Below are 20,363 nucleotides of genomic sequence, written 5' to 3' on the forward strand. Positions count from 1 at the left end.
TAAGGCATGGGGTTAATTTATAAAGTTGCTGATCAAGATTGGGAATTTGAAAGTATACATAAATTAAATTATAAAACTTTTGTGGAAGAGATTCCACAACATGAAGAAACGAAAGACCAGTTTCGTATAGATAGGTTTCATGAAGAAAATACATATTTAATTTGTTTAGATGAGGATAGATTAGTAGGTATGGTCGCGGTGCGGGGAAAACGACCATTCTCGTTAGATTATAAAATTTCAAATTTAGATGTTTATTTGCAAGAGCATGGAGAAAAAGTGTATGAAATTCGTTTACTTTCAGTAGAACGTGAATATAGGAATGGAAGAGCGTTGTTAGGATTAATCCGTTTTCTACATCGTTATTTGCTGCTAAACGGATATGAATTAGCACTCATTTCTGCAACAACACGTGAACTAGCTTTATATGAGCAGATGGGATTCAAAGATTTCCATACGTTAGTTGGTACAGAAGCAGCAACCTACCAGCCAATGTATGTTACCCCTGCTATGTTTGAAGAATCGAGTGTTGGAAGTATTATGACGAAAGAATACACGTTTTTACCTGGTCCAGTAGACATTGAAGAGAACGTTCGAAAGGCATTTTGTACTAAGCCTATTTCGCATCGCTCTAAGTCATTTCAAGTGACAATGGACAATGTGAAAAAACGGTTACTTCACATGACAAAAGCAAAACATGTACAACTTATGTTAGGAACAGGGACGTTAGCCAATGATGCGATTGCTTTACAGTTACGTTCTTTAAAAGGGAAAGGACTAGTATTAACAAATGGAGAATTTGGAAATAGATTAGTTGGGCATGCAAAACGAGCACAGTTACATTTTGATACGTATAAAAAGGAAATGAGAGAGCCGTTTATTTATACAGAATTAGAAGAAATAATGACAACTGGAAATTATGAATGGCTTTGGTTTGTTCATCATGAAACATCTACTGGAATGTTAAACGATTTAAACGAGCTAAATACTCTTTGTAACGAGAATCAAATGAAACTATGTGTAGATTGCATAAGCTCAATTGGAGCAATACCAATAGACTTGAAGGATGTGTATTTTGCAAGTGGTGTTAGCGGTAAAGCGATTAAATCATATACAGGAATTTCTTTCGTTTTTCATAACCACATTGTAAAAATAAACGAGGCTGTGCCGGCCTATATGGACATTGGCATGTATGAAGAAAATGAAAGCATTCCATACTCACAATCATGGAATTTAATTTATGCATTGCAAGAAGCGTTGAAGAGATTTGAAGATGAAAAGGCATTTGTAAAAATTAAAGAGACATACGATTATGTTGAAGAAGTTATTACTGATATGGGTTTAAAGCTTGTTTCACCTAAAGAACATGCCGCGCCAATTATACTTACTATTGTATTGAGCGAAGATCATTCTTCTAAAGTAGTAGGCGATGCATTAGCATTACAAGGATACATCGTTCATTATGAGTCATCTTATTTACAAAAGAATAATTGGATCCAAATTGCATGTTTAAATCATTATAAAGAACGTGATATGAAGAGGATGTTGAATTGTTTGCAAATGTGTTTATTTCAGAGTGGGGTACAAATATAAAGACTTTTTCTTTTCGTATAAAGGAGCTACGACTTACGAAAACTTAGGAATAGAACATTGGAAGAGGTGTAAGTATGATAACTAGAAAACTACCATTACATATAGATAATATTAAAAAAGCTCACAAGATTCTAGATAGAAATGCTCGTAAAACGCCATTAGTAAAATCTTTTTACTTGACTAGTAAAACGGGCGGAGAAATTCATTTGAAATTAGAAAATATGCAATTAACGGGTTCTTTTAAATTTCGTGGCGCATTTAATAAAATGTCGCGGCTCACGGATCAAGAAAAAGAAAGAGGTGTAATTGCATGTTCAGCAGGTAATCATGCACAAGGAGTTGCATTATCTGCTCATTTACTCGGTATTAAGAGTAAAATTGTTATGCCAATTTCTGCACCGCAGGCTAAAGTCGAAGCAACTAGAGGATATGGATCTGAAGTAATTTTACATGGTGAAACATTTGATGATGCAAAGGCAAAATGTGAAGAAATTATAAGGGAAACAGGTGAGACATACTTACATCCATATGATGATGTAGAGGTAATGGCTGGTCAAGGTACAATTGGATTAGATATTCTTGATGATATGTGGGATGTAGATACTGTCATTGTACCAATAGGTGGAGGCGGAATTATTTCTGGTATTTCTGTAGCATTAAAATCTTTTAATCCATCGATTAATATAATTGGTGTCCAAGCAGATAATGTTCATGGAATGAAGGCATCTTACGATAAAGGAGCAATCGTAGAACATTATGAGGCGCCTACTATTGCAGATGGTTGCGCTGTTAAAATACCAGGGGAATTAACATTTGAAATTGTAAAAGAATTAGTAGATGATATTGTAACTGTATCAGAAAAAGAACTGGAAGTAGCGATGAAAGATTTATTACAACGTGGGAAAGCTGTTGTAGAAGGTGCAGGTGCATTAGCAACTGCTGCACTTCTTGCAGGAAAAGTTGATAGCTATATAAAAGGAAAAAAAGTAGTAGCGGTTATATCTGGTGGGAACGTGGACTTACAGCGCATATCAAGTGTATGTGAGCACTTTTTTGTCGCTAATGAAGTGAAATAGTTTTATGAAAGAAGAGCTAAGAGAAATAATTTTAGCTCTTACTTTTTGTCTACTGTTTATTGTAAGTAGCAATAAATTTGCTGTTTAATGAATTGTTTTATTTAAGCGCCAATTTTTACACATATCTTGAATGTTACAATAATTATTTCAATATTGTCGAAACGTAAGCAGAAATTTAATATAATAGTTTTAATGTACTAATGAGCGGTGAGGAGGGCAGGTCATGAATAAAGAAGAACAGGTCATGAACGGTTTCAGGGAATTATATAATAAGCTGGTTTGGCTTAATAAAGATAAGATGGAAGAAGGTCTTAAAGGTTTTAAGTCTTCTGAAGTCCACTGCATTGAATATATTGAAAATAATGTGGATTCTAATGTGACACAACTTGCAGAGGCTTTTTATGTGACTCGCGGTGCTATAAGTAGAATGACTAAGAAGCTCATACAAAAAGGCCTTATTGAAAGCTACCAAAAGTCGGAAAATAAGAAAGAAATTTATTTTAGGCTTACCGAAGAAGGGAAAGAAATTTATAAAATCCATGAAGATCTGCACAAAGAGTTTCAAGAGCGGGATAAAGCTGTATTTGAGCAAGTAACTGAAGAAGAATTCGACAGTATAATTAGTTTCGTGGAAAAGTATAGTAGACATTTGGATGCAGAAATAAAGAAACAAGGTATACATATTAAATCCTAATACATTTTAATAATGAAATGGCAGCCTTACTCTAATGAGAATAGGCTGCTTTTTTATTATGTTATTTTTGTTGACTAATCAACAAAACGGAGTTATCATTTTGTTGACACGACAACAAAATGTTTTAAGGAGAGAAGTTAAATGTCTATATTTAGATCACAAAATGAAAGGAAAACTGAAAAAAGCATAGATAAACATGCTTTACTATTCGGACTTATTTCTGTATTTCTTTGTGGTATAGGTTTCAGTATTATCATGCCTGTAGTCCCATTCTTAGTACACCCATATACAAGTAATCCGGAAGAACAAGCATTAGTTGTTACACTACTAACTTCCGTATATGCGGCTTGCGTGTTTTTAGCTGCCCCAGTACTCGGAGCTTTAAGCGATAAGTATGGCCGTCGTCCATTACTTTTAATATGCTTATTTGGTTCTGCAATTGGGTACTTAGTTTTTGGTATAGGAGGAGCTTTATGGGTACTATTTGCTGGACGCATAATAGAAGGAATAACAGGCGGGAGCATAAGTACTATCTTCGCATATTTTGCAGACATCATTCCAAAAGAGCAGAGAACGAAATACTTTGGATGGGTGAGTGCAGTTGTAGGTGCGGGAACTATCATTGGCCCCACTATTGGGGGATTACTTGCCAAGTTTGGTGATACTGTACCTATGTATTTTGGAGCAATCATAACGTTAATAAATGTTGTATATGGGATCAAATATATGCCTGAGAGTCTTGACAAAAATAATAGGTTAAAAGAGATTACTTTTGTAAGGTTGAATCCTTTTGCACAGCTAGCAAACATACTTTCCATGAAAAATTTAAAATGGTTACTTGTCTCAGCGTTTTTACTTTGGATACCTAACGGATCTTTACAAGCAATTTTCACGCAATTTACAATGGATACTTTCAGTTGGAAACCTGCACTAATCGGACTTATGTTTTCAATTTTGGGCTTTCAAGACATTGTTTCACAAAGTTTTATAATGCCAAAGCTTTTGATCCAGCTTAGTGATAAACAAATAGCAATTCTTGGGATGGTTTCGGAGATTATAGGATACAGTTTTATTGCGGCATCAGCTTTGTTTTCACTCTATCCACTACTTATCGTTGGAATGCTGATGTATGGTTTTGGGGATTCAATTTTCGGGCCTTCATTCAACGGGATGCTTTCAAAGTCTGGCGGTTCTAGTGAACAAGGAAGGATTCAAGGGGGAAGTCAATCTATTCAAGCTTTAGCAAGAATGATTGGTCCTATTATTGGAGGGCAAATCTATGTATCGCTTGGTCATGCTGCACCTGCTTTTATGGGTATGATCCTTATAGTCGCGGCAATAGCAGTTTTGTATAAGGGGACACATGCAACTGTATAACAGATAGATATAAGAACAAATAAAAGGGTGTCAGAACTTAGGAACACGTGCTGACACCCTTTTTGTTTACGGTTTGAGAGCTAAGAGAAATGCTTTTGTTTAGGGATTTATTCTGCAATGCTCTCATAGTGAAGAGTAATATTCAGTGAGGTTGAACTATCATTAATTACAGTTAGCTTTTTTTGAAAGTAAAAAGGTATGTAAATGACTAGTTAGTTTAATTATGCTTGTGCTGAAGTAAATAATGACTCCATTTTTACCTTGCTCTTCTCTCGAATTTCAGCATCTGCATGGCGCATAACATATTTATGCGCTACAGCGATTGCTAAAACATCATCTAATAAGCCAATCCCAATAATAGCAGCTATATCTGGAATGAAATCAATTGTTAATACGTAATAAGATAAAGCGGCTAATATTATGAATTTCGCTTTAGTAGGTAATTCTTTCTTTTTCATTGTGTAGAATAAGATAATACTTTCATATACGCTGGATTTACCGAGGTTTACAGAGCTTTTTTTGAACTTTTTCCAAAGTGTCTGTTTCTCCATATAAATACTCCTTTTACAAAAACATAGATTTTTTAAAAGGATAGACAAAGAAGTGAGAGATTAATCAATGTTATTGTTTTTCTTATTATATATTTCCATAAAAATAGGGGATTACCTGTTCAAAATAATATAATGTGGATTATGCCACGATTCACAGTGTTCCGTTACATAGTATATATATTGTAAAATGTATGTGTATGATTTAGTTATTATCATGCATTTTATAAGCGGTATGGGGGAAGAAAAATGAAAATAATAGAACTACCAATTGAATTCGAATTTAACGGGCAAAAACAATGTGTTTATCCAAGTTTAATTATAGTACATAATGAATTAACATTAGTCGATACAGGATATACAAGTTTTTTACCTTTAATTGAAAATGCAATATTAAAACATGGATATGAGATGAAAAACTTAAAAAATATAATTATTACTCATTATGATGATGATCATCTAGGGGCTTTATATGATTTCAAAGTCAAATATCCTCACATTAATATTATTGCTAGTGAAATTGAATCTAACTATATTAGTGGTGATATAAAATCAGAGAGGTTAGTTCAAGCTGAAAAAATGTTAGAACGTATGCCAAATGAAGAAAAAGAATTTGGTAAATGGTTTATACAACAGTTAAAAAATATAAAACATATTTCCGTCGATGAAAAAGTGCATGATGGTCAAATGATTTTGAATAATGAATGTCAAATAGTAGCGACGCCAGGACATACTTCGGGGCATATTTCATTATATTTTCCGAATTTAGACTGTGTAATTACAGGAGATGCAGCGGTTCAAGAGAATCGTGAGTTAGTAATAGCTAATCCGGATTTTTGCTTAGATATAGAAAGGGCGGAAAAGTCTTTAAATAGGATTAAAAGTCTTAAAGCAGCACAGTATTATTGCTACCATGGAGGAAAGCTGACTTTATAAAATAATGAAAACCGGTCTTTCCTAAATCAAAAAGATCGGTTTTTTAGTTCATATATTTTGCGATTTCAACCAAATCAGTAACAGTATATTTCGGTAAAATTGAAATGTATATGTACAAAAGAATATATATAATTTGAGCAAGGGTATAGGAGGGAGAAGATGGGTTCGTTATTTGATGTAATAGCAAATGTTATTTTGTTTTATCCTCGAAATGACATGAAATTGAAACACCATATTGCAAAATTAAGTGAATTAGAGTGGTTTCGAAATCTACATGAAGATCCGAAGTATACAAGTTTAATTTGGAGTAATAGAAAAATTAAAAAGTATATTTTGACTTCTGCAAATATGGAACCATTAATAAAATCCGAGAAAAAGCAAAAAGAATTTGTCCATCTAGTACAGGATGAATATAAAAAAAGAAGATAAGAATTTTTTTATTTTTCATATTTAGCGAAACAAATGGTACAATGAAAGCTAATGTGAAAAATAAGGAAAAGAAGTGGTCTATTTGAAAAACTTTTTAGAATTAGGAATTAGTGAAACTTTTAATCATACATTACGTGAAAATGGAATTACAGAAGCAACACCAATTCAAGAAAAGGCAATTCCAGTTATTCTGTCAGGTAAAGATATTATTGGGCAGGCGAAAACTGGAACGGGTAAAACGTTAGCATTTGTGTTACCGATTTTAGAAAAAATCAATCCAGAGTCTAGTGATGTTCAGGCTTTAATTGTTGCACCAACAAGGGAACTAGCTCTGCAAATTACAACTGAAATTAAAAAAATGCTTGTTCAAAGAGAAGATATTAATGTACTAGCGATTTATGGTGGGCAAGATGTAGCACAACAATTGAGAAAATTAAAAGGTAATACACATATTGTTGTTGCAACACCAGGACGATTATTAGATCATATACGACGCGAAACAATTGATTTAAGTAATCTTTCAACGATTGTACTAGATGAAGCGGATCAAATGCTTTATTTCGGTTTCTTATATGATATTGAAGATATTTTAGATGAGACACCTGGTAGTAAACAAACGATGTTATTCTCAGCAACGATGCCAAAAGATATTAAAAAATTGGCGAAGCGTTATATGGATGAGCCGCAAATGATTCAAGTACAAAGTGAAGAAGTAACGGTAGATACAATTGAGCAGCGTGTCATTGAGACGACAGATCGTGCAAAGCCAGATGCACTTCGTTTTGTTATGGATCGTGACCAGCCATTTTTAGCAGTTATTTTCTGTCGTACAAAGGTTAGAGCAAGTAAGCTTTATGATAATTTAAAAGGATTAGGTTACAATTGTGCTGAACTTCATGGTGATATACCTCAAGCGAAACGTGAAAGAGTTATGAAGAGTTTCCGCGAAGCTAAAATTCAGTACTTAATCGCAACGGATGTAGCAGCTCGTGGACTTGATGTAGATGGTGTAACGCACGTATTTAACTTTGATATCCCTGAAGATGTAGAAAGTTATATTCACCGCATTGGCCGAACAGGACGTGCAGGTGGATCAGGTCTTGCAATTACGTTCGTTGCAGCGAAAGATGAAAAACATTTAGAAGAAATTGAAAAAACGCTTGGTGCACCAATACAAAGAGAAATAATCGAACAACCGAAGATAAAACGTGTAGATGAAAATGGAAAACCGGTACCAAAGCCGGCTCCAAAGAAATCAGGTCAAAATCGTCAAAGAGATAGCCGCGAAGGTTCAAGAAGTGAATCAAGACGTGATTCGAGAAATAGCTCGAGAAGTGATTCAAGAAATGAAAATAACCGATCATTTAATAAGTCAAGTAATAAAAAAGGTAGTACAAAGCAAGGTCAGCAAAGACGTGGCCGTTAAAGTATGAAATGGTAATCTGGATGAAGAGATATATCGTTTGTTAATAGAGAAATCGCTATATAATAAAAAATCCTGATATAATTATTAATGCAGAAGGAGTCACAAAAATTTGTGGCTCTTTTTGTATTTAATAATAGGTTGGCGTGCATTTGCACCATAAGAGTAAAGTTTATAATTTCATTTACCGTATTTAAAATAATTTAAAGAATAAAGAAAAAATTAAAATGTGGAGCCTTTATTCGTCTGAAAGTTCAAAAAGATATATAATAATTTTCTAACCATTAATTCATGGAGGGGTATTAATGAAAACTGAAACGTTACACACACAAGAAGACATTTTAAAAATGCTTGATTCATTATTAAGACCTGCAGAACCATTTTGGAATGAGTTTTATGAGAATAGAGAAAAGGATGTTCCGTTTTTTGAAAATGTTCCAGATGAGAATCTAGTTTCGAATATACAAAAAGAGAGAGTTTCAAAAGGGAAGGTATTAGAACTTGGATGTGGTCCAGGTAGAAATGCCATTTATTTAGCGACTCAAGGATTTGATGTAACAGCAGTGGATTTATCTGTAGAAGGCATTAACTGGGCAAAAGAGAGGGCATTGGCAAAAGGGGTAGAAATTCATTTTATTTGTAATTCAATTTTTAATTTAGAGGTTCAAAACGAATTTGATTTTGTATATGATTCGGGCTGTTTGCATCACATTCCACCGCATAGAAGAATAAATTATGTGGATTTAATTAAAAACTCATTAAAATCGGGTGGTTATTTCGGATTAACATGTTTTGCAGCAGGCAATTTAGATGAGCGAAATGGATCAGAAATAACAGATTGGGACGTATATAGAGAATGGAGTCTACAAGGTGGTCTTGCATACTCGGAAGAAAAGTTAAGAGAGATATTTAAAGAATTTGAGGTAATTGAGATTAGAAGGATGAAACAAATGAAACAACCGAAAGAAATGTTTGGAGAATCATTTCTTTGGACAGCATTATTTAAGAAGAAATAAGAAAGTAGATAATTGACAAACTCATCGTTTTTATAGACAATACACTTATAGGAATATACGTTCGGTTTTTTGGCCGACTTATGTTTTACATAAATATATAACAAGGGGCTGTCTCCATATGAGTAACACAAATCAAAAAATTACTACGTTTTTAATGTTTGAAGGCAAAGCTGAGGAAGCAATGAATTTTTATACGTCGCTATTTGATCAATCGGAAATTGTAAGTATTTCTCGCTACGATGAAAATGGACCTGGTAAAGAGGGAACTGTAATTCATGCAACTTTTACGCTAAATGGCCAAGAGTTTATGTGTATTGATAGTTATGTAAATCATAATTTTACATTCACTCCAGCTATGTCTCTTTATGTAACTTGTGAGACAGAAGAAGAAATTGAAACGGTCTTTCATAAACTAGCGCAGGATGGAGCAATTCTCATGCCTTTAGGTTCTTATCCGTTTAGTAAAAAGTTTGGCTGGTTAAATGATAAGTATGGTGTATCTTGGCAGTTAACTCTTGCTGAATAAAAAAGAAAAAGCGTAGCTTATTTGTTTAATGGATTTAGTTAAAAGCTTGAAAAATGAAATAACATAAAAAAGCGTTCCAACTGTCAACAGTTTTGGAATGCTTTTTTTGTGGAAATGAGTTGTTTAAAACTTACCAATTCTACGATTATTTTAAATGAATGATGGAATAGATGTATATTTTTGTGTCTTTTTAGAATTTTTAGTAATTATTAGTATTTATCTGTTAATATAAATGTAAACAACTATGTATGAACTATCAGGCAGGTTAATAGGAAAAGGAAAGTATAAATAGTTAATAAGCTTACACATTGAATGCCACTAGATCGTTTGGAGGACTAATCGCAATGGATACTACACAACAAAACAGTAATGCATGGGATAAGAAGGTTGAAGAAGGTTCTAGATACACGCAGCCTGTAAGTAGCGAGATTATTGAGAAAAGCAAATCAGGTGAATGGGAGATTACAGTCACTACGGAAAAGTCAGTTCCTAGAGAGTGGTTTCCAAAGTCATTAGATGGATTAAAGATACTTTGCTTAGCGTCAGGTGGTGGACAACAAGCACCTGTTCTAGCTGCTGCTGGAGCAGATGTAACAGTTACTGATATATCTAAGAAGCAATTGGAACAAGATGAAAAGGTAGCAAAACGGGATGGTTTGACTTTAAAAACCGTACAAGGAGATATGTCAGACCTTGGTGACTTTGAGGATGAATATTTTGATATTGTTGTAAATCCTGTCTCTAATTTGTTTGTAAAAGATGTTCATCTTGTATGGAATGAAGTTTCTAGGGTTTTAAAGAATAAAGGTATTCTTATTGCTGGATTTACAAATCCATTACTATGGATCTTTGATGATAACCAAGAACAAAAAGGTATTCTTGATGTTAAACATTCAATTCCTTCATCAACATTGGATTATTTACCAGAGGATGAAGTTCAAGATTACATCGATTCAAATCAAACAATAGAATATGCGCATACTTTAGAAGACCAAATCCAAGGCCAAATTGAAGCTGGTTTTGCTATGACAGGTTTTTATGAGGATGATTTTGGTGGGACAAGGATATTAGATAAGCATATTAAAACATTTATTGCGACAAAAGCTATAAAGTTAAAGATGGATTAAGAATTTTTGCTTGTCACACGGGGCGTTAGTCGAAGAACGCTCTTAAAATAGAAAAAGATGGTGCTTTCCATCCTTTTCCTTATGTATTTTGAGTGTCGAAATTATTCTCAAAACAAATTTTACACTACCAATTGTATAATTAGTTTTTTTATATTAAGAATTTTGCTGACCGAATCTTTTCCCGAGTTTAGCTAACAATTCAGGTTGATCGCTTTGGCTCATTATTACCTCAATAAAGATAAGTTGATTCTTATTAAAAGTTATATTTGTTAAGACTTCTGTTAACTCTGTTTCATTCTCCACTTTAAATGTTAGGCTTTTTTCTTCTGATCCGAATAGGTTCGGCAAGCTAGTATAATCCCACATCTGTATGTCATTATATGGTTGGTTTTGGCCGTGAATGGCACGTTCAACAGTGTATCCGTTGTTATTGATTAAAAATATAATCGGTTTTAAATTTTGACGTAGTATAGTTGATAACTCTTGGGCAGTTACTTGGTAAGAACCGTCACCAATAATTAAAATGTTGCGCCGTGATAAATTGGCGACCTGTGTACCAATTAGAGCGGGCAGTGTATATCCGATAGATCCCCATAACGGTTGTCCTACATATGCAGTGTTATTAGGTAGAGGGATAGCAGCACTACCAAAGAAAGGTGTTCCTTGCTCTACAATTAAGATGTCGTTTTCTTGTAAGAAATGGTACATTTGCTGCCAAAAACGTTTTTGTGTGACCATTTGTGATTTGGGATTGAACTCTTCAGTAAAAAGAGATGATTTTAAAATAAATGGCTTAACGTCAAGAGTATCTTTATTACGATGCTCAATTGAATCACTTAAATGTTGTAAAATATCCTGCATTACAACTGGACCGTATTTTTTATCTATAATTTTCACAGTGTAGGGATGGATTTCTATAACTTGTTCTTTTGTAAAACCTTGTGTGAAGCCGCCTGTAATAGTATCAGTTAACTTCACACCAATACTAATAATACAATCGACTTTAAATTTTCATGTGGTACTACATCATCTAAAAAGGCAAGATTATAATCACCAGGAACCCCGAATGTATGTTCAATTCCTAATTCGTGTAGTCTATCCAATAAATATGTACTTACAGTATATTTTTTTCAAATGAATCATCTCCTAATTATGCAGTGAATGTTTCAATAGACTAAACAGATTCTAATAAGTTGATTAAAATATTCATTACTAGATTGTGGTATAATTTACATACAGGGGGAAAGTAGATGACACAACATAAAGAAGAACAGATGAATGAGGCATTAGCATTATTTTATTTTGCATATAAAACATTTACTGAAAAGCCAGATGAAATTATAAAAGAATATGGCATTCAACGAGTACATCATCGAATTTTATTTTTTATCGCACGTTTTCCAGGGATAAGTGTAAATGAGTTATTATCATTATTAGAAATAAGTAAACAAGCTCTCCACGGGCCACTACGTCAACTTGTGGAAAAGGGCTTAATTGAGAGTAATGAAGCTACGCATGACCGCCGTGTGAAACAGTTGTCTTTAACAGAACAAGGTGCAGATTTAGAGAAAAAATTGAGCGATGTACAAAGACAACAAATGGGCGCTATTTTTTCAAAATTTGGTGAATCATGTGAAGACAATTGGCATCAAGTTATGAATGAAATGGCAAATAGTCGATCAGGTTTTGATGCTTGGATATCAAAACGGGAAATACCAGTCGATCAAAAATAATGAAAAACTTCTGTTTTTATAGTTTGAAAAAGAACAAATTTTATCCATACATTTGGCAACTATCGTTTGGTTATAGAGTGAATGGATAAAAAGATACATTACTAGATACTTTATACGTGTACGCAATGGAACAATAAAATTCACATTTCCGAAAGGGGAATTATAATGATAAAACTTGTACTTATTCGTCACGGACAAAGTTTATGGAATCTTGAAAATCGCTTTACTGGATGGACAGATGTTGATCTATCAGAGAATGGATTAAGTGAAGCGAGAGAAGCAGGAGCAATATTAAAGAAAAACAGATATACTTTTGATGTGGCTTATACATCTGTATTAAAACGCGCAATTCGGACGTTATGGATTGTACTTCATGAGATGGATCTTACTTGGGTCCCAATACATAAATCTTGGAAGCTAAATGAAAGACATTATGGTGCATTGCAGGGGTTGAATAAAGATGAAACTGCTCAAAAATATGGTGAGGAGCAAGTTCATATTTGGAGAAGAAGTGTTGATGTAAGACCACCGGCTCTTACTGAAGACGATCCTCGATATGAAGCGACCGATCCAAGATATAAAACACTCAAAAAAGGTGAATTTCCATTAACTGAATGTTTAGAGGATACGGAGAAGAGAGTACTTGCTTATTGGCACTCAGAAATTGCGCCGATATTAAAAAATGGTAATAAAGTAATTATTTCATCACACGGTAACACAATTCGCTCGCTAGTAAAATACTTAGACAACCTTTCGAGTGATGGTGTAGTTTCATTAAATATTCCAACTAGTATTCCGCTTGTTTATGAATTAGACGAAAACTTACGTCCGATTCGTCATTATTATTTAAGTATGGATGGAGAAGTACCTGAAGGGGAAATTCCGAAACATATTTCTTTTTAATACGAAAATTTGAAATGAATGCTTGTCTACATATACAATATAGACTCATGGTAAAGTAAAATTTTAATCAGTGGGGGTCTTACTGCCCACAAATAGCAGGATAAAAGACGTGGTACCTTCTAATATATATGCGATGTAGCTAAATTTAGAAGCTTGTCCATGTCTTTTGTCATAAAGAGAGCAGCTTGCGCATGTAATGATATCGTGAGTAGTTTTTGAATGGAGGGTGATGTGATTAATGATCTCTAACATTCGAATTGGCTTATTTGTTTTAGCGATTGTCTTTGTAGTCCTTGTTTTCTTTTATTGGAAAAATGAGGAGTTGTACGAGGAGAAAAAGCAACGTATTAGAAAGACTTGGTATGGTTTGTTTATCATATCTGTCACCGTGTATTTCATGATAAAAGGAATTGATTTAACCCTCTGGAAAAATCTTTTAATGTTTACTGCAATGGTTATTTTTGTTGATATTGCGTTCATTTTAACGCCTAATATTTCAGAAATATGGGGTGCGAAATTTAGCGATATTGGCAAGACAGTTCAATCAATAAAACGATCATTAATTGCATCTAAAGCGAGAGGAGAAATATACACCACAATTATTCAAAATGTTAATCCAGCAGTTTTCGGTACGATGGAATGGCATACGGAAGAAGAATATACAAAGAGCTTAAATGTATTTTTAGATTCATATGGGGAAAAAATTGGCGCGAAAATTGTTGTTTTTGAAGCGGCAAAGGAATTAAATACAAACTTTCGTGGTATTCGCTCGCAATTTAGTATTATCGTTCCGTTAGAACATATCGAGCAATTGAATGAGCAGAAAGCAGTGCAAGTAGAAAATGTCGGGATTATACCAGCAAAAATAGTAAGTGATGTTTTCATTGTTATTGATGGAAAGAAAAATAACCTGCAAGATCGGGATTTTGAAAATGTATATAATTTAACAATACATCATAGTTATTTTAGTAAATAAGGACAGAATCTTTTTCTGTCCTTTTCTTCTATACATAAATTAAAAACAAAATCCGACAAAGTTGAATAAAATTGGACAATCATTCCTACACTAGCATGTAGAGGTGATTGTAGTGGTAAAAGATTATGACAATGATTTTTTTAAAGAAGATAACGAAGATACAACAGATTTCTCTTTAATAAAAGGGGATGCGTTGCAGCAAGTAGAAGAATTAGAAGAAGAATTAAAAAGAAAATCATAAGTGTACACTCTTTCTACATTTGCTATATAATATAAATAAAAGGTTGTATCTTTTTGAAAAGGGGGAGAAGAGATGGCTGAAGTCAATGTACAAAAGTCTTCGTTTTTTAAAGAAAAAAAAGAAGAATCCAATACAGATTTCTCTCTTGTGAAAGGTGCATTAACGGAGAATATAAATCGGTTAGAGAAACTGATGAATAATAGTAGTTCAAAATATATACAAGTGAAAAGAACAAAAGAAAATGCATAGAGCATTTTCTTTTGTTTTTTATTTAATAGTAAACTTATCTTTTACTTTTTTAGGTAAATCTGTTTTCTGAATCTCTTCATAGGACTTTACTTCAATTGATGATATTTCATTTTTGCTATTATCATCTTGATCTACATAAAGGCGTAAAAACGCGTCTTCATTTAATTTATGGTCGTTTTCTTTTTTTGTACTTCTAAATGTAATTTGTTTTTTGACACCATCTTCATGATATGCGGGCAGCGTATAGTTTCGTAAGTTTCTACCATCTACTTTTTCGATAGCTCCTTCGCCTTTTATCTGCATGTAATATACATCTTTACCAATTTTATTTAGTGACGCTCTCTCACAGCCAATAGTAAAACTAAAAAATAATAAACATAGTGTAATAATTGCTGCAAACTTTTTCATTTTCTTTATCTCCTTTAATGTGTTTCTTTAAAAAGTATACGACTATTATTAAATGAGAAAAATCGATATAGCTTACAACGCCCTTATAATGTTGTATGAGTGTTGTAAATAAAATGAACAATAAAAGTTAAAAGAAAGGTAAAATAATGAATCATGGTATAATGATAAAAGACTTACATACTATTTTTTCATTTTGAGAGGAGCTTGAAAAATGTATTCTACTTTAGAACAATTAACAAAGCACCCTGTATTTTATCATTTTGCAGAAATTTCAAAGATTCCTAGAGGATCAGGTAATGAAAAGGAAATTAGTGATTATTTAGTGGGCTTTGCAAAAGAGCGTAACTTAGAAGTCATTCAAGATGAAGCATTAAATGTCATTATTAAAAAAGAAGCAACAGCTGGTTATGAAAATGTACCAGCTATTATTATTCAAGGTCATATGGATATGGTTTGCGAAAAAAATCAAGCAACAGTACATGATTTTGAAAAAGATCCAATTGAATTACGAATCATTGGGGACATGTTATATGCAAATCAAACAACTTTAGGTGCGGATAATGGTATTGCAGTTGCGTATGCATTAGCTTTATTAGATTCAAAAGAAATTCCGCATCCAGCACTTGAAGTCGTTATCACTACTGAAGAAGAAACGACAATGGGCGGGGCTTTTGCTATTGATCCAAATCATTTTGAAGGAAAGATATTTATAAATATTGATTCTGAAGAAGATCATAAATTACTTGTAAGTAGTGCAGGTGGTGCGAAAGCTGTTGAAACAATTCCCGTAATTTGGGATGAAACACCAGCGAATATGGATGCATACCGTCTATATGTTGGCGGTCTAAAAGGCGGACATTCTGGTATGGAAATTGATAAACAACGCGGTAATGCGAACAAAGTATTAGGACGAGTGTTACGTGATTTATCAGCACATACGGAGTTTAACATAAGTGAAGTTCACGGCGGATTAAAAACGAATGCAATTCCGCGTGAAAGTGTAGCTACAATTTTAATTCGTACAGAAGATGTAGGGCAAGTAGAAGAAAAACTAGAATCATGGACACGTGTATTACAAGAAGAAATGCGTGCTGTTGATTCAGATGTTCATGTTACACTGACAAAATTGGATGAAACAGTTGAAAAAGTATTTGCTAAAGAGACACAAAAGCAGCTTATTTCATCATTATTCTTAATTCCGAATGGTATTCAAAGTATGAGCATGGATATTAAAGGTCTTGTAGAAAGCTCAACAAATTTAGGCGTTATTGAAACGTTGCAAGATGAAATTAAATTACGTAACGAAGTGCGAAGTTCTGTAAGTAGTTTAAAACAACATGTTGCAGAAGAAATCAAATATATTGCTGAATTAGTTGGTGCTACATTTGAAATAGAGTCAGAGTATCCAGAATGGCCATACAATCCAAACTCACAAATTCGTAATTTATTTGAAAAAGTACATCAAGAAAAATACAATAAAGAAATTGAAATCTTCGCTGTACATGCGGGGATTGAGTGTAGCGCATTCGTTCAAAAGATGCCTGAATTAGATGCAATTTCATTCGGACCAGACATCTTTAACGTCCACACTCCAGATGAACATATCAGTATCTCTTCTGTAGTGAATAACTGGGGATTCTTCGTTGATGTAATGAAGGTTACGAAAGAATTAGCTAAGTAATAACGACGAAATAAAAAGGAGCCTATAAAAATTTATAGGCTCCTTTTTTGTATTGGAATTTATCTCGCTATTTGCCGGGCAGTAAGACTCCCACCTCAAAATCCAGCGAGAGCAAAGAAGTTAGGTGGGGATCGGGCAGCCCGTAAAAGCCCGATTAGTTTAACTAATAATCAGTGAGGGATGAATAAAACCCCCACTGATTAAAGTTTTACTTTATGAGAAGTCATTTTTCGTTAGTATGTAATATTAAGCTTGAACAATTAATAAGGATGAATTGTTGATGTTTTTTAGTACTGATGAAGGGGTGGAGAAATGAAGGGAAGAAAGCATTTTATTGTTTGTATGGTTTTATTGTTCTTCACATTTAGTTTTATTGGTGTTCAGAAAATAATAGCAGAAGAAGTTGAATTTTCAGGGACAACAGCTCCATTGAATGTAAATGTTAGAGAGGCGAAAAGTTTGAATGCAAATATTGTAGATGTGATTCCCGGAAATACAAAAGTATCTTTTAAAGGATGGGAGTATGGTGAAGCGGTTAAAGATTACTGGACAGGAAATTTAGATAATCGTTGGTTTTACTATTTTAAAGATGGAAAAAAAGTATATGTAACGTCAGCGTATATTAATGGAAATCCTCCAAGTACACCAATAGACCGTAAATTATCTGTACCTAACATATTACAAGAAAGATCAAATTGGTGTTGGGCAGGCACTTCGGTTTCAGTTTTAAATTATTTTGGGAAAACTCCTTCACAAGATCAGTACGTTAGGTATGTTAAGGGTGGATCATATAATAATCCTGCAACTTCACGTGAAATACAATATGGATTATCGGGATATGGTGTTAGTTCAGCTATAAGTTCTGGAGCAAAATCGTATGATTGGTTCAAAAGTCAAATTAATAGTAATCAGCCGATGATTGTACTCATTATGTGGCAAAATGGAGCTAACATCGGACACTTTCTAGTACTTGATGGATTTTATAAAGGGACAAATGGAACAGATTATATAACGTACATGGACCCTTGGTATGGTGATCATTATAATCATAATTTCAGTACGTTCCATAACAATAATAATTTTTGGTGGAGTGAAACTGTTTATAATATCCATGCAAACTAATAATATTAAAAGCGGGGGTTCATAAATGGGAAATCTACTTAAGCTTGTGATACCGTGCATGTGTTTAATGACCGTTATTATTTTCGCTAGTAAAATTAGTTATGCATCAAAAAATAAAAGTGAATCAGTACAATCGATCGCATTAAAAGATTATCAATATAGTAAGGGAAGTTCTTCTGAAAATTTAAATTTTGAAAAAATAACAACATCTCCATTTTCGTTACCAATCTATGCAACAATTCCAGCACAGCAAATTTTAAATAGCTCTGAATTTAAGCAATTGCTATTACCAACAAATGAAAAGCTGTGGTTTATTATGAAGGGTGAGCAGCCAGAAGGACTAATTGTTGCGAATGATACTGAACCGATTCGAACGGGCGGAGAAAATAGAAGTAAAGATTTATATGGATTATATAAAGCAATAAAAAATAATACAAATGAAACAAAAGATATTAGTTATTTCGAATTTGAAGGGCAAGGAATATTGGTAGTAAATCAAAATAATGATCAAGAAATATACCTTAGCAAAGGTGCCGCTGCCATATTAAAACTTCCTGCTGGTCAAAAAGTATTGAGCAGTGAAGTAATACAGAAAATGAAAGAGAGAATTGTAACTAGTTTTGAAAAGTAGGAAGGGCTAATTCTTTTTTGTGTTTATACAAGGTTGAACAGATAACAGGATTAATGGTAGCATTAGGGCTGTTTAAAAGCTAATATTGAATATAAAAAGGTTAGAGAAGTTAATTCTCTAACCTTTTTATATTCTGCTATCTACTGTACAACCTTTTTGCATAGCTGAATTTCCTTATTAGAAAATAAGGGTGCATCTATAAAACCATAATGATAAACTAAAATACCTAATTCCACTCTAGAATTAATATGCCATTTTTCTTTAATATGATTAATTATCGTTGAAATTCTTCTAGGGGTAACATATATTTTTCTGGAAATTTCTGCATCTGTATATCCTTTTGCTACATAAATAGCCACTTCTAATTCTCTTTCGGTTAATATTCTTTTCATAAAATAAGCCCCTTCGAAATTGTTTATATAAAATCAAAAGAAACTATTAAAAGAAATAAAGGTCAAAAATCATATTTATTTCTTTTAATTTCGCTATTTGCGGGCAATAAGATTCTCACCTCAAAATTTAGCTGTGACAAAGAAATCGAACTACCTGTAAACGCCTGCTTGGAGTGGACTAATAATCAGTGGTGATGAATAAAACTCCCATTGGTTATTAGTGAACTTTATTGTAATAATTTCTCATATTGTGATACAAGTTTGTGAAAAACTATAAATCCATATAAATAGTAATTGTAACTATACTAATTTTACATTACATTAAAAGTTGGAAAATATTCTTATACTCATAAAGTGTTACATTTGAGGGAGGAAAGATGGAATTCTACAATCTTGGTATTATTATTAAAGAACTTAGAAAGAAAAAAAATATGTCACAATCTGAATTATGTCATGGAATATGTTCACAAAGCCAAATTAGTAAGATAGAAAAAGGGATTATTTATCCATCTAGCATATTGTTGTATCAACTATCTGAAAGACTTGGTATTGATCCAAATTATATATTTGCACTGACCAAAAATAAAAAAATAAAATATATTGAAAATGTAAAATGTGTAATGAGAGATTGTGTGAAACAAAAAAAATATAATGAGCTTTACGAAATAGTGAAAAAAGAGAAAAACGAAAATAATTTCCAATCAAAAGAAGATAAACAATTTCTATTATGGCATGAAGCGATTGCTATATATTATGTAAATGGAGCAACAATTAATGCTTTTGACATTTTAAATAGAGCACTAAAACAAACTTTAAGTAGTAGTAACTTTTTATCAGAAAAAGAAATAAGCATAATGAATTCAATTGCTATAATACATGCAGAAAATGAAGAGTATGAGAAAAGCATAAATATATTAAAACAAAGTTTAATTAATTTTAATAAGATAGAATTTCCTAGAGAAAAAGAAATCAAATTAAGACTCATTCATACGTTAACAAAATGTCTACACCTTGCAAATCAATATGAAGAAGCGATTAAGTATAGTGAAATAGGTATAAAATTAGCCATAAATATGAATACTTTATACTTATTAGGTGAATTGTTTTTTGAAAAAGGTGCAATTTTATTGAAAGTTCAGCACTCTAATGAAGTTGGTTTAACATACATAAAAAAGGCATTATTTATATTTGAACTAACAGAAAGAAAACAATATATAAAAATGATCAAGGATAAATATATTAAAAATGAAGAATAAACAAGAAACAATCCTAACATAAGCTATTT

General features: G+C 32.8%; 23 protein-coding genes and 1 pseudogene. 19 read left to right on the top strand and 5 right to left on the bottom strand.

What is annotated here, in order from left to right; all coding sequences use genetic code 11:
* Positions 1 to 6: 6 nt before the first annotated feature.
* The 4 genes from MR160_RS26745 to MR160_RS26760 all read left to right on the top strand — a co-directional run bounded on the left by MR160_RS26745 (position 7) and on the right by MR160_RS26760 (position 4,737).
* Positions 7 to 1,590 carry an aminotransferase class V-fold PLP-dependent enzyme gene (locus MR160_RS26745; RefSeq protein ID WP_000523040.1) on the top strand — a complete coding sequence of 528 codons (1,584 nt, stop codon included), beginning with the start codon at positions 7 to 9 and terminating at the stop codon, positions 1,588 to 1,590.
* A gap of 74 nt (positions 1,591 to 1,664) precedes the next feature.
* On the top strand, positions 1,665 to 2,666 hold the full coding sequence (gene tdcB, locus MR160_RS26750; RefSeq protein ID WP_000632966.1) for a bifunctional threonine ammonia-lyase/L-serine ammonia-lyase TdcB: 1,002 nt from the start codon (positions 1,665 to 1,667) through the stop codon (positions 2,664 to 2,666).
* A 223-nt stretch (positions 2,667 to 2,889) separates the two neighbouring features.
* Entirely contained in the window at positions 2,890 to 3,360 is a 471-nt protein-coding gene (locus MR160_RS26755; RefSeq protein ID WP_001030909.1) for a MarR family transcriptional regulator, read from the top strand.
* 141 nt (positions 3,361 to 3,501) lie between these two features.
* Complete coding sequence (locus MR160_RS26760; protein ID WP_242298505.1) at positions 3,502 to 4,737, top strand: MFS transporter; 1,236 nt, start codon at positions 3,502 to 3,504, stop codon at positions 4,735 to 4,737.
* 221 nt (positions 4,738 to 4,958) lie between these two features.
* On the opposite strand, the gene MR160_RS26765 is transcribed toward MR160_RS26760, so the two are convergent.
* Positions 4,959 to 5,288 (bottom strand): YkvA family protein, encoded by a 330-nt coding sequence (locus tag MR160_RS26765; protein WP_000415089.1) that lies wholly within the window; start codon positions 5,286 to 5,288, stop codon positions 4,959 to 4,961.
* 246 nt (positions 5,289 to 5,534) lie between these two features.
* On the opposite strand from MR160_RS26765, the gene MR160_RS26770 reads away from it, so the two are divergent.
* The 6 genes from MR160_RS26770 to MR160_RS26795 all read left to right on the top strand — a co-directional run bounded on the left by MR160_RS26770 (position 5,535) and on the right by MR160_RS26795 (position 10,742).
* Positions 5,535 to 6,221: an MBL fold metallo-hydrolase gene (locus MR160_RS26770; RefSeq protein WP_000691174.1), complete on the top strand. Its 687-nt coding sequence runs from the start codon at positions 5,535 to 5,537 to the stop codon at positions 6,219 to 6,221.
* A gap of 159 nt (positions 6,222 to 6,380) precedes the next feature.
* Positions 6,381 to 6,650 carry a hypothetical protein gene (locus MR160_RS26775; RefSeq protein ID WP_000535041.1) on the top strand — a complete coding sequence of 90 codons (270 nt, stop codon included), beginning with the start codon at positions 6,381 to 6,383 and terminating at the stop codon, positions 6,648 to 6,650.
* Between the two features lie 73 nt (positions 6,651 to 6,723).
* Entirely contained in the window at positions 6,724 to 8,076 is a 1,353-nt protein-coding gene (locus tag MR160_RS26780; RefSeq protein WP_002082792.1) for a DEAD/DEAH box helicase, read from the top strand.
* Positions 8,077 to 8,378: 302 nt separating this feature from the next.
* A complete protein-coding gene (locus MR160_RS26785; RefSeq protein ID WP_000846298.1) occupies positions 8,379 to 9,089 on the top strand; it encodes a class I SAM-dependent methyltransferase in 711 nt (236 codons plus the stop codon).
* Between the two features lie 118 nt (positions 9,090 to 9,207).
* Positions 9,208 to 9,615 carry a VOC family protein gene (locus MR160_RS26790; protein WP_000072495.1) on the top strand — a complete coding sequence of 136 codons (408 nt, stop codon included), beginning with the start codon at positions 9,208 to 9,210 and terminating at the stop codon, positions 9,613 to 9,615.
* Positions 9,616 to 9,959: 344 nt separating this feature from the next.
* On the top strand, positions 9,960 to 10,742 hold the full coding sequence (locus MR160_RS26795; RefSeq protein WP_000381782.1) for a class I SAM-dependent methyltransferase: 783 nt from the start codon (positions 9,960 to 9,962) through the stop codon (positions 10,740 to 10,742).
* A gap of 153 nt (positions 10,743 to 10,895) precedes the next feature.
* Here MR160_RS26795 and MR160_RS26800 read toward each other — a convergent pair.
* A pseudogene (locus MR160_RS26800) lies at positions 10,896 to 11,741 on the bottom strand (thiamine pyrophosphate-dependent enzyme); the annotation flags it as partial.
* The gene (locus tag MR160_RS26805; protein WP_003265031.1) at positions 11,717 to 11,845 is read right to left on the bottom strand and encodes a hypothetical protein; all 129 of its coding nucleotides are present in this window, start codon (positions 11,843 to 11,845) and stop codon (positions 11,717 to 11,719) included. The pseudogene MR160_RS26800 and the gene MR160_RS26805, both read right to left, overlap by 25 nt.
* A 147-nt stretch (positions 11,846 to 11,992) precedes the next feature.
* Between MR160_RS26805 and MR160_RS26810 the strand changes: the two genes are divergently transcribed.
* The 5 genes from MR160_RS26810 to spoIISB all read left to right on the top strand — a co-directional run bounded on the left by MR160_RS26810 (position 11,993) and on the right by spoIISB (position 14,844).
* A complete protein-coding gene (locus MR160_RS26810; protein ID WP_000191905.1) occupies positions 11,993 to 12,475 on the top strand; it encodes a MarR family winged helix-turn-helix transcriptional regulator in 483 nt (160 codons plus the stop codon).
* Positions 12,476 to 12,640: 165 nt separating this feature from the next.
* Positions 12,641 to 13,378, top strand: a complete 738-nt coding sequence (gpmA, locus tag MR160_RS26815) for a 2,3-diphosphoglycerate-dependent phosphoglycerate mutase (RefSeq protein WP_000594159.1) — start codon at positions 12,641 to 12,643, stop codon at positions 13,376 to 13,378.
* A 238-nt stretch (positions 13,379 to 13,616) separates the two neighbouring features.
* Positions 13,617 to 14,354, top strand: a complete 738-nt coding sequence (locus MR160_RS26820; protein ID WP_000624981.1) for a type II toxin-antitoxin system SpoIISA family toxin — start codon at positions 13,617 to 13,619, stop codon at positions 14,352 to 14,354.
* A gap of 112 nt (positions 14,355 to 14,466) precedes the next feature.
* Positions 14,467 to 14,595 (top strand): hypothetical protein, encoded by a 129-nt coding sequence (locus MR160_RS26825; RefSeq protein ID WP_000237817.1) that lies wholly within the window; start codon positions 14,467 to 14,469, stop codon positions 14,593 to 14,595.
* A 72-nt stretch (positions 14,596 to 14,667) separates the two neighbouring features.
* Entirely contained in the window at positions 14,668 to 14,844 is a 177-nt protein-coding gene (gene spoIISB / locus MR160_RS26830) for a stage II sporulation protein SB (protein ID WP_000852629.1), read from the top strand.
* A gap of 18 nt (positions 14,845 to 14,862) precedes the next feature.
* Here the strand turns inward: spoIISB and MR160_RS26835 are convergent, their stop codons facing one another.
* Positions 14,863 to 15,252, bottom strand: coding sequence for a YxeA family protein (locus tag MR160_RS26835; protein ID WP_000712655.1), 390 nt, complete (start codon positions 15,250 to 15,252; stop codon positions 14,863 to 14,865).
* 211 nt (positions 15,253 to 15,463) lie between these two features.
* Here MR160_RS26835 and pepD point away from each other — a divergent pair, with 211 nt between their 5' ends.
* The 3 genes from pepD (at position 15,464) to MR160_RS26850 (ending at position 18,686) form a co-directional block, all read left to right on the top strand.
* A complete protein-coding gene (gene pepD, locus MR160_RS26840) occupies positions 15,464 to 16,933 on the top strand; it encodes a beta-Ala-His dipeptidase (RefSeq protein WP_000287541.1) in 1,470 nt (489 codons plus the stop codon).
* Between the two features lie 312 nt (positions 16,934 to 17,245).
* Complete coding sequence (locus tag MR160_RS26845) at positions 17,246 to 18,055, top strand: papain-like cysteine protease family protein (protein ID WP_000678376.1); 810 nt, start codon at positions 17,246 to 17,248, stop codon at positions 18,053 to 18,055.
* A gap of 25 nt (positions 18,056 to 18,080) precedes the next feature.
* Positions 18,081 to 18,686: a hypothetical protein gene (locus MR160_RS26850; protein WP_000527414.1), complete on the top strand. Its 606-nt coding sequence runs from the start codon at positions 18,081 to 18,083 to the stop codon at positions 18,684 to 18,686.
* Between the two features lie 140 nt (positions 18,687 to 18,826).
* Here the strand turns inward: MR160_RS26850 and MR160_RS26855 are convergent, their stop codons facing one another.
* Positions 18,827 to 19,078, bottom strand: a complete 252-nt coding sequence (locus MR160_RS26855; protein WP_000821942.1) for a response regulator transcription factor — start codon at positions 19,076 to 19,078, stop codon at positions 18,827 to 18,829.
* Positions 19,079 to 19,455: 377 nt separating this feature from the next.
* Here MR160_RS26855 and MR160_RS26860 point away from each other — a divergent pair, with 377 nt between their 5' ends.
* A complete protein-coding gene (locus MR160_RS26860; protein WP_000397978.1) occupies positions 19,456 to 20,334 on the top strand; it encodes a helix-turn-helix domain-containing protein in 879 nt (292 codons plus the stop codon).
* The last annotated feature ends 29 nt before the right edge of the window (positions 20,335 to 20,363 follow it).

It is taken from the genome of Bacillus cereus group sp. BfR-BA-01382 (genome assembly GCF_022663475.1).
GTDB lineage: Bacteria > Bacillota > Bacilli > Bacillales > Bacillaceae_G > Bacillus_A > Bacillus_A thuringiensis_S.

Coding starts and splice junctions, on each gene's coding strand:
- MR160_RS26745 (WP_000523040.1), top strand. CDS start 7: ATGGGGTTAATTTATAAAGTTGCTGATCAAGATTGGGAATTTGAAAGT.
- tdcB (WP_000632966.1), top strand. CDS start 1,665: ATGATAACTAGAAAACTACCATTACATATAGATAATATTAAAAAAGCT.
- MR160_RS26755 (WP_001030909.1), top strand. CDS start 2,890: ATGAATAAAGAAGAACAGGTCATGAACGGTTTCAGGGAATTATATAAT.
- MR160_RS26760 (WP_242298505.1), top strand. CDS start 3,502: ATGTCTATATTTAGATCACAAAATGAAAGGAAAACTGAAAAAAGCATA.
- MR160_RS26765 (WP_000415089.1), bottom strand. CDS start 5,288: ATGGAGAAACAGACACTTTGGAAAAAGTTCAAAAAAAGCTCTGTAAAC.
- MR160_RS26770 (WP_000691174.1), top strand. CDS start 5,535: ATGAAAATAATAGAACTACCAATTGAATTCGAATTTAACGGGCAAAAA.
- MR160_RS26775 (WP_000535041.1), top strand. CDS start 6,381: ATGGGTTCGTTATTTGATGTAATAGCAAATGTTATTTTGTTTTATCCT.
- MR160_RS26785 (WP_000846298.1), top strand. CDS start 8,379: ATGAAAACTGAAACGTTACACACACAAGAAGACATTTTAAAAATGCTT.
- MR160_RS26790 (WP_000072495.1), top strand. CDS start 9,208: ATGAGTAACACAAATCAAAAAATTACTACGTTTTTAATGTTTGAAGGC.
- MR160_RS26795 (WP_000381782.1), top strand. CDS start 9,960: ATGGATACTACACAACAAAACAGTAATGCATGGGATAAGAAGGTTGAA.
- MR160_RS26810 (WP_000191905.1), top strand. CDS start 11,993: ATGACACAACATAAAGAAGAACAGATGAATGAGGCATTAGCATTATTT.
- gpmA (WP_000594159.1), top strand. CDS start 12,641: ATGATAAAACTTGTACTTATTCGTCACGGACAAAGTTTATGGAATCTT.
- MR160_RS26820 (WP_000624981.1), top strand. CDS start 13,617: ATGATCTCTAACATTCGAATTGGCTTATTTGTTTTAGCGATTGTCTTT.
- spoIISB (WP_000852629.1), top strand. CDS start 14,668: ATGGCTGAAGTCAATGTACAAAAGTCTTCGTTTTTTAAAGAAAAAAAA.
- MR160_RS26835 (WP_000712655.1), bottom strand. CDS start 15,252: ATGAAAAAGTTTGCAGCAATTATTACACTATGTTTATTATTTTTTAGT.
- pepD (WP_000287541.1), top strand. CDS start 15,464: ATGTATTCTACTTTAGAACAATTAACAAAGCACCCTGTATTTTATCAT.
- MR160_RS26845 (WP_000678376.1), top strand. CDS start 17,246: ATGAAGGGAAGAAAGCATTTTATTGTTTGTATGGTTTTATTGTTCTTC.
- MR160_RS26850 (WP_000527414.1), top strand. CDS start 18,081: ATGGGAAATCTACTTAAGCTTGTGATACCGTGCATGTGTTTAATGACC.
- MR160_RS26855 (WP_000821942.1), bottom strand. CDS start 19,078: ATGAAAAGAATATTAACCGAAAGAGAATTAGAAGTGGCTATTTATGTA.
- MR160_RS26860 (WP_000397978.1), top strand. CDS start 19,456: ATGGAATTCTACAATCTTGGTATTATTATTAAAGAACTTAGAAAGAAA.